This window comes from Pseudomonas sp. S3_A03, assembly GCF_054668275.1.
The window spans coordinates 4,100,679-4,113,305 of record NZ_CP162753.1; the positions used below are offsets into that span (position 1 = coordinate 4,100,679).

The 12,627-nt window shown below is 61.0% G+C and carries 11 protein-coding genes; 9 read left to right on the top strand and 2 right to left on the bottom strand.

The genetic code is table 11. The annotated features are described in order from the left end of the window. Nucleotides 1–50: 50 nt before the first annotated feature. Nucleotides 51–1,094, top strand: a complete 1,044-nt coding sequence (locus AB4O25_RS18830; RefSeq protein ID WP_267864536.1) for an aminopeptidase — start codon at nucleotides 51–53, stop codon at nucleotides 1,092–1,094. 60 nt (nucleotides 1,095–1,154) lie between these two features. Here AB4O25_RS18830 and AB4O25_RS18835 read toward each other — a convergent pair whose 3' ends face one another. Beyond that, on the bottom strand, nucleotides 1,155–1,814 hold the full coding sequence (locus AB4O25_RS18835) for an HAD family hydrolase (RefSeq protein ID WP_068937956.1): 660 nt from the start codon (nucleotides 1,812–1,814) through the stop codon (nucleotides 1,155–1,157). Further along, nucleotides 1,811–2,353, bottom strand: coding sequence for a gamma carbonic anhydrase family protein (locus tag AB4O25_RS18840; RefSeq protein ID WP_017528717.1), 543 nt, complete (start codon nucleotides 2,351–2,353; stop codon nucleotides 1,811–1,813). Before AB4O25_RS18840 ends, AB4O25_RS18835 begins: the two co-directional genes overlap by 4 nt. A 99-nt stretch (nucleotides 2,354–2,452) precedes the next feature. On the opposite strand from AB4O25_RS18840, the gene prlC reads away from it, so the two are divergent. From prlC to AB4O25_RS18880, 8 genes are all read left to right on the top strand, one after another. Then, a complete protein-coding gene (prlC, locus tag AB4O25_RS18845) occupies nucleotides 2,453–4,504 on the top strand; it encodes an oligopeptidase A (protein ID WP_017528718.1) in 2,052 nt (683 codons plus the stop codon). Continuing rightward, entirely contained in the window at nucleotides 4,501–4,776 is a 276-nt protein-coding gene (locus AB4O25_RS18850; RefSeq protein WP_460149859.1) for a YheV family putative zinc ribbon protein, read from the top strand. The genes prlC and AB4O25_RS18850 overlap by 4 nt, the downstream gene beginning before the upstream one ends. Nucleotides 4,777–5,012: 236 nt before the next feature. Beyond that, a complete protein-coding gene (locus AB4O25_RS18855; RefSeq protein ID WP_017528720.1) occupies nucleotides 5,013–5,765 on the top strand; it encodes a gluconate 2-dehydrogenase subunit 3 family protein in 753 nt (250 codons plus the stop codon). Between the two features lie 2 nt (nucleotides 5,766–5,767). Next, complete coding sequence (locus AB4O25_RS18860) at nucleotides 5,768–7,552, top strand: GMC family oxidoreductase (RefSeq protein WP_017528721.1); 1,785 nt, start codon at nucleotides 5,768–5,770, stop codon at nucleotides 7,550–7,552. A gap of 12 nt (nucleotides 7,553–7,564) precedes the next feature. Then, the gene (locus AB4O25_RS18865) at nucleotides 7,565–8,863 is read left to right on the top strand and encodes a cytochrome c (RefSeq protein WP_026067326.1); all 1,299 of its coding nucleotides are present in this window, start codon (nucleotides 7,565–7,567) and stop codon (nucleotides 8,861–8,863) included. 69 nt (nucleotides 8,864–8,932) lie between these two features. After that, nucleotides 8,933–9,991: a PA0069 family radical SAM protein gene (locus tag AB4O25_RS18870; protein WP_460149860.1), complete on the top strand. Its 1,059-nt coding sequence runs from the start codon at nucleotides 8,933–8,935 to the stop codon at nucleotides 9,989–9,991. A 228-nt stretch (nucleotides 9,992–10,219) separates the two neighbouring features. After that, nucleotides 10,220–10,951, top strand: coding sequence for a carbonic anhydrase (locus tag AB4O25_RS18875; RefSeq protein ID WP_017528724.1), 732 nt, complete (start codon nucleotides 10,220–10,222; stop codon nucleotides 10,949–10,951). An 85-nt stretch (nucleotides 10,952–11,036) separates the two neighbouring features. After that, on the top strand, nucleotides 11,037–12,584 hold the full coding sequence (locus tag AB4O25_RS18880) for a SulP family inorganic anion transporter (RefSeq protein WP_065879195.1): 1,548 nt from the start codon (nucleotides 11,037–11,039) through the stop codon (nucleotides 12,582–12,584). Nucleotides 12,585–12,627: the final 43 nt, after the last annotated feature.

A 12,627-nucleotide genomic window follows, 5' to 3' on the forward strand; every position in this document is an offset into this window, starting at 1 on the left:
GTATTTTTGTGAGTATAACCACGAACCTATTACCTAGGAGCCGTCAGGGCATGGTCAGGCGTTTTCTTGCAGGGTCGATGGTTGTGCTGCTCAGCGGTTGCTCCAGCGTCAGTTACTACGGCCAACTGGCGGGCGGCCAATGGCAGCTTTTGCGGGCGCGGGAGCCGGTTACGAAGGTGATCGCCGACCCCTCGCGCGCGCAGCCGTTGCGTGATCATCTCGCTCAATCCCAGAAAGCACGTACCTTCGCCAGCGAACATCTGCACCTGCCCGACAACCAGAGTTACCGGCTGTATGCCGATATTGGTCGGCCCTACGTGGTGTGGAATGTCTTCGCCACGCAGGAATTTTCCCTGTCTGCCGAGAACCATTGCTTCCCCATCGCCGGATGCGTGGCCTATCGCGGCTACTACAACCAGGGCGCGGCACGGGGCGAGGCGGCGTTATTGCGCCAGCAGGGCATGGATGTATCAATGGGCGGTGTCGAGGCCTATTCCACGTTAGGTTGGTTCAACGACCCGATCATGAGCTCGATGATGAATTGGGGCGATGAACGCCTGGCCACACTGATCTTTCATGAGTTGGCCCACCAGCGCTTCTACGTGAAGGACGACACGGAGTTCAACGAGTCATTCGCCACTTTCGTCGAGCAGGAAGGCACTCGTCAATGGCGCGCCGCCCGTGGTTTGGCGCCTCAAAGCGACACGATGTTGAAACAGCGCGACCAGTTTATCCAGCTGATCCTCGACACTCGCAAACGCCTGGAAAAACTCTACGCCCAGCCCTTGGCTGCGGGTGTGATGCGCCAGGCCAAGGCCGCCGAATTTGAGCGGTTGCGCAGTGACTATCGCCAAGTGCGCGATAGCCAATGGGGTGGCGATAAACGCTATGACGCCTGGATCAACCAGCCGATGAACAACGCGCGGTTGTTGCCGTTCGGGCTCTATGACCAGTGGGTGCCGGCGTTTGCGGCGTTGTTCAGGCGCGAAGGAGGGGATTGGGTGAAGTTCTATGCCGCGGTTGAGAAGCTGGGCGGATTGCCGATCGCGCAGCGCAAAGCGGCGTTGAAACAGTTGGAAGGTATTGATTTATAGGGCCTCATCGGGGGCAAGCCCCCTCCCACAGTGGGAGGGGGCTTGCCCCCGATGACGACCTCAAGGCCGCCGCAAAAAAGCCTGATGCATCTCAGCCAACGTCTCAAAATGCCACGTCGGCGCCTCAGCATTCAATTCCTCATAGCTGCCAAACCCATACCCCACCGCCGCGCAATCGAGCCCATTGCTGCGCGCACCGATCAGGTCATGCTTGCGATCACCGATCATCAAGGTGGTGGTGGGGTCCAGGCCTTCTTCGCTGATCAAATGCGCAATCAGCTCGACCTTGTTGGTGCGCGTGCCATCCAACTCGCTGCCGTAAATCAGCTTGAAGTGCCTGGCAAAGTCGAAATGCCTGGCGATCTCGCGGGCAAACTCCCACGGCTTGGAGGTCGCCACGTACAAGTGGCGGCCCTGGCCGTTGAGTTCTTCCAGCAGCGGCAGCACGCCATCGAACACGCGGTTTTCATACAGCCCGGTGACCTTGAAGCGCTCGCGGTAGAAATTCACCGCTTCCCAGGCCTTGGTTTCATCGAAGCCGTAGAACTGCATGAAGGCCTGCAGCAACGGCGGGCCGATGAAGTGTTCGAGCTTGCCCAGGTCCGGTTCATCGATGCCCAGTTTGCCGAGGGCGTACTGGATCGAGCGGGTGATGCCCTCGCGAGGATCGGTGAGGGTGCCGTCCAGGTCGAACAGGACGGTTTGGTAAGGCAGGCTCATTGGTCGAACCCTTGGGCCAGGTGCAGGTCTTTGAGCTTCACGTAGTTCGCGGCGCTGTAGGTGAAAAAGGCGCGCTCTTTGTCAGTCAGCGCGCGGACTTGTTTAACCGGGCTGCCCACATACAAAAAGCCGCTGTCGAGTTTCTTGCCCGGTGGCACCAGGCTGCCGGCGCCAATGATCACGTCGTCTTGCACCACCGCGCCGTCCATCACGATGCTGCCCATGCCGATCAGGATGCGGTTGCCCACGGTGCAGCCATGCAGCATGACCTTGTGGGCGATGGTCACGTCGTCGCCGATCAGCAGGGGGAAACCATCAGGATTGAACGGCCCGGCGTGAGTAATGTGCAGCACGCAGCCGTCCTGGACGCTGGTGCGCTCACCGATGCGGATGCGGTGCATGTCGCCGCGAATCACGGTCAATGGCCAAACGGAGCTGTCGGTGCCGATTTCGACATCGCCGATCACCACCGCCGAAGCATCGACAAACGCCCCGGCGCCCAGGGTTGGCGTGTGGTTCTGATAGGTGCGAAGGGTCACGATAGGCTCTCTCTTCTGCTGATAGCTGCGGTGGGCGTTGATTGTAATTAAGATGGCCCCATCTTTGTCTTACCTGTTTCTTCAGCCAAGGTGCCAACCGTGAGCGCGAACAACCCTCTTCTGCAGTCCTACGACCTGCCGCCGTTCTCGGCGATCCGTGCCGAGCACGTCCAACCGGCCATCGAACAGATCCTCGCCGAAAACCGCGTGGCCATCGAAGGCATCCTGCAACGCCAGGGTAAAAATCCTACCTGGGCCGGCCTGGTGCTGGCCATGGACGAACTCAATGACCGCCTGGGCGCCGCCTGGAGCCCGGTCAGCCACCTCAACGCCGTGTGCAACAGTGCCGAACTGCGTGAAGCCTACGAGGCGTGTCTGCCTGCATTGAGCGCCTACTCCACCGAGATGGGCCAGAACCGCCAGTTGTTCCAGGCCTTCGAAGCCCTGGCCAACAGCCCTGAAGCCGCCGGTTTCGATGTGGCGCAAAAAACCATCCTTGAGCACTCCCTGCGTGATTTCCGCTTGTCGGGTATCGACCTGCCGCCGGAGCAGCAAAAGCGCTACGCCGAAGTGCAGAGCAAACTCTCCGAGCTGGGCAGCAAGTTTTCCAACCAACTGTTGGACGCCACCCAAGCCTGGACCAAGCACGTCACCGATGAAGCCACCCTCGCCGGCCTGACCGACTCGGCCAAGGCGCAAATGGCCGCCGCTGCACAGGCCAAGGGCCTCGATGGCTGGCTGATCACCCTGGAATTCCCCAGCTACTACGCGGTGATGACCTACGCCCAGGACCGCGCCCTGCGTGAAGAAATCTACGCCGCCTACTGCACTCGTGCGTCGGACCAAGGCCCGAATGCCGGTCAGAACGATAACGGCCCTGTGATGGAGCAGATCCTCGACCTGCGTCAGGAATTGGCCCAACTGCTCGGTTTCGCTTCCTTCGCCGAGCTGAGCCTGGCCACCAAGATGGCCGAATCCAGCGATCAGGTGCTGAGTTTCCTGCGTGACCTGGCCAAGCGCAGCAAGCCGTTTGCCGCTCAGGATCTGCAACAGCTCAAGGCTTACGCCGCTGAACAAGGCTGTGCCGACCTGCAAAGCTGGGACAGCGGTTTTTACGGTGAAAAACTGCGTGAGCAGCGCTACAGCGTGTCCCAGGAAGCGTTGCGCGCCTACTTCCCGATCGACAAGGTGCTGGGCGGCCTGTTTGCCATTGTGCAGCGCCTGTACGGCATCGAGATCGCCGAGCAAAAAGGCTTCGACACCTGGCACCCGGATGTTCGTCTGTTTGAAATCAAGGAAAATGGCGAGCACGTCGGGCGCTTCTTCTTCGATCTGTACGCCCGCGCCAACAAGCGCGGTGGCGCCTGGATGGACGGCGCCCGTGACCGTCGCCGCACCGTCGACGGCGTGCTGCAAAGCCCGGTGGCCAACCTGGTGTGCAACTTCACGCCGGCCGACAGCGGCAAACCTGCCCTGCTGACCCACGACGAAGTCACCACCCTGTTCCACGAATTCGGCCACGGCCTGCATCACCTGCTGACCCGCGTCGAACACGCCGGCGTGTCTGGCATCAACGGCGTGGCGTGGGATGCGGTGGAGTTGCCGAGCCAGTTCATGGAGAACTGGTGCTGGGAGCCGGAAGGTCTGGCTTTGATCTCCGGCCACTATGAAACCGGTGAGCCACTGCCTCAGGACCTGCTGCAAAAAATGCTCGCGGCGAAGAATTTCCAGTCCGGCCTGATGATGGTGCGCCAGCTGGAGTTTTCGCTGTTCGACTTTGAAATGCACGCCACCCATGGCGATGGCCGCAGTGTGGCGCAGGTGCTCGAAGGCGTGCGTGACGAGGTGTCGGTGATGCGTCCGCCGGCCTACAACCGTTTCCCCAACAGCTTTGCGCACATCTTTGCCGGTGGTTACGCGGCGGGGTACTACAGCTACAAGTGGGCCGAAGTACTCTCGGCGGATGCCTTTTCCAAATTCGAGGAAGACGGCGTGCTCAATGCAGACACCGGTCGCGCCTTTCGCGAAGCGATCCTGGCGCGCGGCGGTTCCCAGGCGCCGATGGTGCTGTTCGTCGACTTCCGCGGACGCGAGCCGTCGATTGACGCACTCTTGCGCCATAGCGGCCTGAGTGAGGACGCGGCAGCATGAGCGAAGGGCCTGTGATCACCAAGAAGCAATTTATCGCCGGGGCGGTATGCCCGGCGTGCAGCGAACCGGACAAGCTGAAGATGTGGACCGAAGACAGCGTGCCGCACCGCGAGTGTGTGGCCTGCGGGTATACCGATACCTTGAATGACCAAGGGTTGTCGGTGCCCAAGGAGCTGGGTACGCGGGTCAATACCTCGGCAATGAAAGCGCCGGCCGACCCTAAGGTTCAGGCGGTGCAATTCTTCCCGAACCCGAAGCTTAAAAAAGACTAAAGGCCTTACGCAGGCCAATGTGGGAGGGGCTTGCCCCCGATGGCGCAAGGTCAGCCAGCCTCGGTATAGGCTGACCCACCGCCATCGGGAGCAAGCCCCCTCCCACTTTTTTGCGCGTTGAAACCATTTCCCAATGCTTAGCCTGCTATCCTTTGTAACCATTGATTGCCAAAAATAGACGAGCCGTTCTCCAGAAACGGCCGAATAAACCCGTGACCCCATGATGAGGTGCCCCCATGTCTGATCAAGATCAAGACAACCCCCGGCGTGACTTTTTGCGCAAATCCTTGACCTTGATCCCGGTGGTCACGGTTGCCAGCACTGGCCTTGGCGGCTCCATGCTGATGGCGGCACCTGAACCTGCGCAGGCCGCGCCAGCCCAGCCTGCTGCGAGTGACAAGGCCTACGAACCGACCTATTTCACGGCCGAGGAATGGGCGTTTATCAACGCCGCCGTCGAGCGCCTGATCCCGGCCGATGCCCAAGGCCCTGGTGCGCTGGAAGCGGGCGCGCCGGAGTACATCGACCGCCAGATGAACACGCCGTATGCCAGTGGTGCGTTGTGGTTCATGCAAGGCCCGTTCAACGCCGACGCGGCGCCGGAGATGGGCTGGCAGAGCAAATTGGTACCCAAAGAGATCTACCGCCTGGGCATTGCCGCTACGGATGCTTGGTCCAAAGCGTTCAACGGTAAAGCTTTCGCTGAGCAAGACAGCGCTACCCGAGACGATATGTTGCGTCGCCTGGAGGCGGGCGGCAACGAACTGACCGCGCATTTCGACGCGGTGCCGCCGAAAATGTTCTTCAACCTGTTGCTGCAAAACACCAAGGAAGGGTTCTTTTGCGACCCGATCCACGGTGGCAACAAGGGCATGGTCGGCTGGACCATGATCGGCTTCCCCGGCGCCCGCGCCGACTTTATGGATTGGGTAGAGCGCAACGAGCAATACCCTTTCCCGGCCGTTTCCATGCGCGGCGAGAGGGCATAAACGTGGCGACCATCATGAAAAAAGTAGACGCGGTGATCGTCGGTTTTGGCTGGACCGGCGCGATCATGGCCAAGGAACTGACAGAAGCAGGCCTCAACGTGCTGGCGCTGGAGCGCGGGCCGATGCAGGACACCTACCCTGACGGCAACTACCCGCAGGTCATCGACGAATTGACCTACAGCGTGCGCAAGAAACTCTTCCAGGACATTTCCAAAGAGACCGTGACTATTCGCCATAGCGTGAATGACGTTGCCCTGCCCAATCGTCAGCTTGGCGCGTTTTTACCGGGCAATGGCGTCGGTGGCGCGGGCCTGCATTGGTCCGGGGTGCATTTTCGTGTCGATCCGATGGAGCTGCGCATGCGCAGCCATTACGAAGAGCGCTACGGGAAAAATTTTATTCCCAAGGACATGACCATCCAGGATTTCGGTGTCAGTTATGAGGAGCTGGAGCCGTTCTTCGACTATGCAGAAAAGGTCTTCGGCACCTCCGGCCAGGCCTGGACGGTGAAAGGGCAACTGGTGGGTGAAGGCCGTGGCGGCAACCCCTACGCGCCGGACCGTTCCAACCCGTTTCCACTGGCATCGCAGAAAAACACCGTCTCCGCGCAGCTGTTTCAGAAAGCGGCGGCCGAGGTTGGCTACAAACCCTACAACCTGCCGTCCGCCAATACTTCAGGGCCGTACACCAACCCCTACGGCGCGCAGATGGGGCCGTGCAACTTCTGCGGTTTTTGCAGTGGCTACGTGTGCTACATGTATTCCAAGGCGTCGCCGAACGTGAACATTTTGCCGGCGTTGCGCCAGGTGCCCAATTTTGAACTGCGGCCCAATAGCCACGTGCTCAAGGTCAACCTCGACAGCACCGGCAAAAAAGCCACTGGCGTGACCTATGTAGACGCCCAGGGCCGTGAAGTCGAGCAACCGGCTGACTTGGTGATCCTCGGCGCGTTCCAGTTCCACAATGTGCGCCTCATGCTGCTGTCGGGCATCGGCAAGCCGTACGACCCGATCACCAATGAGGGCGTGGTGGGTAGGAACTTCGCTTACCAGAATATGGCGACCATCAAGGCGTTCTTCGACAAGGACACCCACACCAACAATTTCATCGGTGCCGGCGGCAATGGCGTGGCCATCGATGACTTCAACGCGGATAACTTCGACCACGGGCCCCATGGCTTCGTGGGCGGCTCGCCGATGTGGGTCAACCAGGCCGGCAGCCGACCGATCGCCGGTACGTCAAACCCGCCGGGCACCCCAGCCTGGGGCAGTGCGTGGAAGCGCGCCACCGCCGATTACTACACCCATCAGGTGTCGATGGATGCCCACGGTGCCCATCAATCCTACCGGGGTAATTACCTGGATCTGGACCCGGTCTACCGCGATGCCTACGGCCTGCCGTTGTTGCGGATGACGTTCGACTGGCAAGAAAACGACATCAAGATGAACCGCTTCATGGTCGAGAAGATGGGCAAGGTTGCGCAAGCGATGAACCCCAAGGCCATCGCCGTGATCGGCAAAAAGGTCGGTGAGCACTTCAACACCGCGTCGTACCAGACCACCCACCTCAACGGCGGCGCGATCATGGGCACCGACCCGAAGACCAGCGCGTTGAACCGCTACCTGCAGAGCTGGGATGTACACAACGTGTTTGTCCCAGGTGCGTCCGCTTTCCCACAGGGCCTTGGCTATAACCCTACTGGCCTGGTGGCGGCGCTGACCTACTGGTCGGCGCGGGCGATTCGCGAGCAGTACCTGAAGAACCCCGGCCCACTGGTTCAGGCATAAGGAGCGATGACCATGAAAGCATTCGTTATCGCCTCTTTGGCACTGTTCAGCAGCTGTTCGGTAAGCGCGGCCGAGGCCGACCTGATCAAGCAGGGCGAATACCTGGCCCGCGCGGGTGACTGCGTGGCTTGCCACACCGCCAAGGGCGGCAAGCCCTTTGCCGGTGGCCTGCCGATGGAAACCCCGATCGGCGTGATCTATTCCACCAACATCACCCCGGACAAGAGCGGCCTGGGCGACTACAGCTTCGAAGACTTCGATAAGGCCGTGCGCCATGGCGTCGCCAAGAGCGGTAGTACGCTTTACCCGGCGATGCCCTACCCGTCTTACGCGCGTGTCAGCGACAGCGATATGCAGGCGTTGTATGCGTACTTCATGAAGGGCGTGGAACCGGTTGCGCAGGAGAACAAGAGCAGTGACATCCCTTGGCCCCTGAGCATGCGTTGGCCATTGGCGGCGTGGCGCTGGATGTTTGCGCCTGAGGTAGCGGAAAAACCGGCGGCGGCGGACGTCGACCCGGTGATCAGTCGTGGCGCTTACCTCGTGGAAGGCCTGGGCCATTGCGGCGCGTGCCACACACCGCGCGCCCTGACCATGCAGGAAAAAGCTCTGAGCGCCACGGACGGCAGTGCATTCTTGTCCGGCAGCGCGCCGCTGGAAGGCTGGATCGCCAAAAACCTGCGTGGCGACCATAAGGACGGCCTCGGCAGCTGGAATGAAGACCAGTTGGTGCAATTTCTCAAGACCGGTCGCAGTGATCGCAGCGCGGTGTTTGGCGGCATGAGTGACGTGGTTGTCCACAGCTTGCAATACATGTCGGAAGAAGACCTGACCGCTGTCGCCCGTTACCTCAAGAGCCTGCCGGCAGTGGATCCCGACGATCAACCGCATCAGTACGACAAACAGGTGGCCGAGGCCCTGTGGAAGGGCGACGACAGCAAGCCGGGCGCGTCGGTGTATATCGACAACTGCGCGGCTTGCCATCGCACCGATGGCCATGGCTACACCCGCGTATTCCCGGCGCTGGCGGGCAACCCGGTGTTGCAGACGGCGGATGCGACCTCGTTGATCAACATCGTGTTGAACGGCGGCACCTTGCCTGCCACCCACACGGCGCCGTCCACGTTCACCATGCCGGCGTTCGCCTGGCGTCTGTCGGACCAGGAAGTAGCGGATGTAGTCAGTTTTATCCGTGGCAGTTGGGGCAATAAAGGCGCGCCGGTCAGCGCAAGCGAGGTGGCCGACCTGCGCAAGCACGACATGCAGACTACCTCGGGCGATGACCTGGGCCAGGTCACACAAAAGCACTGACCGCCAAACGGCACTGGTCAGAAATCGTGCGCCTCGATACTGTATATAAAAACAGTATCGAGGCGCTTTATGTCTACTCCGCTGCCGCCCCGTGGCCGGGGCACCGCCACTAACCTGCACAATCGCTTTGCGCCCACGGTCAGCGTGGCCGAGGACGACGGCTGGTACCAGGAAGTGCCACCCACCCAGGGCACCGAAGTGCGCATCGAAACGGCCAAGACCATCATCACCCGCAACAACTCGCCGGATTTGCCGTTTGACCGTTCGATCAACCCTTATCGCGGTTGCGAGCATGGCTGTATCTACTGTTATGCACGGCCCAGCCATGCCTATTGGGACATGTCGCCAGGGCTGGATTTCGAAACCAAACTGATCGCCAAGAGCAACGCCGCCGATGTGCTGGAACAGCAGCTGTCCAAGCCGGGCTACGTATGCGCGCCGATCAACCTGGGTTCCAACACCGATCCGTACCAGCCTATCGAGCGTGAATACAGGATCACCCGGCAAACCCTCGAAGTGCTGCTGCGTTACCGGCACCCGGTGACCATCATCACCAAGGGCTCGCTGATCCTGCGCGACCTCGACCTGCTCACTGAGCTGGCGCGGCAACGGCTGGTGGCGGTGATGATCAGCCTTACCAGCCTGGATGATGAGCTCAAGCGCATCCTGGAGCCGCGTACGGCGGCGCCAAAGGCAAGGTTGCGCGCGATCCGGGTAATGTGCGAGGCGGGTATCCCGGTGGGTGTGCTGTGCTCTCCGATGATTCCGATGATCAACGACAGCGAGCTGGAAAGCCTGCTGACTGAAGCCCATGCCGCCGGTGCGCAAAGCGCGGCCTACATGATGCTGCGCCTGCCGCTGGAGGTGGCGCCGCTGTTCGAGGAGTGGCTGGCGGCGCATTATCCGCAGCGTGCGGCCCATGTGATGAGCCTGGTGCGGCAGGTACGCGGTGGCGAGGTATACGACAGCCGCTTCGGCGTGCGCATGCGTGGCGAAGGGCCCTTTGCCGATCTGTTGGCGCAGCGCTTCAGCAAGGCGATCAAGCGCCTGGGGCTCAATCGTCGGGAGGGTTTCAACCTGGACTGTACGGCGTTCTGCCCGCCGGGCAGGCAGATGGCATTGTTGTAGACTGCTGCGCGGGAACGCACCGTTCCTGTCGCGATGGTCGCGTTTTGATATCACTGAAACCCGCGATCTAGAGCGGTTCATTCAGTTTGAGTTAAGTTTCGACGGTTACCTTGTTCCGCGAGTGACTGATGAGTCGGCATTCGGGTCTTTGGAGTTTTACAACTATTCCACTGGCTGAGCGTCGAACTGTCCTGAACACTCCCCCTGCATTAATCAAGAGGATGAATCATGAGTGACCAGGATAAACAGCCGTTGGCTGCGTCGGCTTCAGCCCCTCAGGTGGCGGAAACTGCCGATGCAGCGCTGCAACACATTGTTGACGGCTTTTTGCATTTCCATCACGACGTCTTCCCTCAGCAGGAAGAACTCTTCAAGAAACTCGCCACGGCGCAGAGCCCGCGGGCGATGTTCATCACCTGCGCCGACTCGCGCATCGTGCCCGAGCTGATCACCCAAAGCTCCCCTGGCGACCTGTTCGTGACCCGTAACGTCGGCAATGTGGTGCCGCCCTACGGCCAGATGAACGGGGGTGTTTCCACCGCCATCGAGTACGCGGTACTCGCCCTGGGTGTGCAGCACATCATCGTCTGCGGGCACTCCGATTGCGGCGCCATGCGCGCGGTACTCAACCCCGACAGCCTGGAAAAGATGCCGACGGTCAAAGCCTGGTTGCGTCATGCCGAGGTCGCCAAGGCCATGGTTCATGACAACTGTGACTGCGCCAACGAAGGCGAGAGCATGAAGGTGCTGACCGAAGAAAACGTCATCGCCCAGCTGCAACACTTGCGCACCCACCCTTCCGTGGCGTCACGCATGGCCAATGGTCATTTGTTTATCCATGGCTGGATCTACAACATCGAGACCAGTGAAATCCGGGCCTACGATGCTGACAAGGCGGCGTTCCGACCGCTGAACGGCACCGAGCCGATTCCTTCAGCGACGCCTAAAGCGCGCTTCTAAAACACTTCCCTGCCGGGTAATGCGGTGGCTGCCATGGATGCAGCCAGGCTTTACCGCGCCCGGCGAATGCCTCGGGAGAGTCATCATGCGTGCTGCTCAATTGAAAGCTGTACTGCCACGGGAGCTGCTCGCCTCGGTGGTTGTGTTTCTGGTCGCCCTGCCGCTGTGCATGGGAATCGCCATCGCATCCGGCATGCCGCCTGCCAAAGGCTTGATAACCGGAATTATCGGTGGCCTGGTGGTGGGCTGGCTGGCGGGGTCGCCTTTGCAGGTCAGTGGGCCGGCGGCTGGCCTTGCGGTGTTGGTGTTCGAGTTGGTGCGCCAGCACGGCATGTCGATGCTCGGGCCGATCCTGCTGCTGGCGGGTTTCCTGCAATTGGTGGCAGGGCGTCTGCGCCTGGGTTGCTGGTTCCGCGTAACGGCGCCGGCGGTGGTGTACGGCATGCTGGCGGGGATCGGCGTACTGATTGTGCTCTCGCAGGTGCATGTGATGCTCGACGGCGCGCCCAAGCCGTCCGGGCTGGATAACCTGACGGGCTTCCCGGCGGCATTGGCCGAGGCCGTTCCCACCCTTGGCGGCGGGCTCGGCTGGCAGGCGGGCTTGTTGGGTTTGTCGACGATGCTGGTGATGTACCTGTGGGATAAATTGCGCCCACAGCGGTTGCGCTTCGTACCGGGTGCCCTGCTGGGCGTTGGCCTTGCAACCGTCACCAGCCTGGTGCTGGCGTTGCAGGTCAAGCGTGTGGACGTGCCGGAAAACCTCGCGGATGCCATCGACTGGCTACGTCCCAGCGACTTGTTGAACCTGGCCGACCCGCAGCTGTTGATCGCCGCGTTCGCCGTGGCGTTTATCGCCAGCGCCGAAACCCTGCTCTCCGCCGCCGCTGTTGACCGCATGCACAGCGGCCAGCGTTCCGATTTCGATAAGGAATTGTCCGCGCAAGGTGTCGGCAATATGCTCTGTGGCCTGGTCGGCGCCCTGCCGATGACCGGCGTGATCGTGCGCAGCTCGGCCAACGTCCAGGCGGGCGCCACGACGCGTTTGTCGGCGATGTTCCACGGCGTGTGGTTGTTGGGCTTTGTGTTGTTGCTGTCCAGCGTGCTGCAAAGCATTCCGGTGGCGAGCCTGGCCGGCGTGCTGGTGTACACCGGGATCAAGCTGGTCGATATCAAGGCGTTCAAAGCCTTGGGACGCTACGGGCGGATGCCGATGTTCACCTATGCGGCCACGGCGCTGGCAATCATCTTTACCGACCTGCTGACGGGCGTGCTGGTGGGCTTTGGCCTTACGTTGGTCAAGTTGGCGTTCAAGGCTTCACGCCTGAAAATCAGCCTCATCGACTTGCCTCAGGGCGGTGAGATGGAGCTGCGCCTGACCGGTGCCGCGACCTTCCTCAAAGTGCCGGCGTTGACCCAGGTGCTGTCGACAGTGCCTGCGGGTGCCACCGTGCATGTACCACTCAACAACCTGAGCTACATCGACCATTCCTGCCTGGAGTTGCTGGAGGAATGGGGGCGCGCCAATGCGGCGAAAGGCTCGAAGTTGGTGATTGAGGCGCGGGGGTTGAAGCGCAGGCTCGAAGGGCGGATTCGCACGACGACGGGGATCGGCTCGGCACCGTCCGTCACCTGACAAAACCGGCACAAAAAAATGTGGGAGGGGGCTACACCCCTCC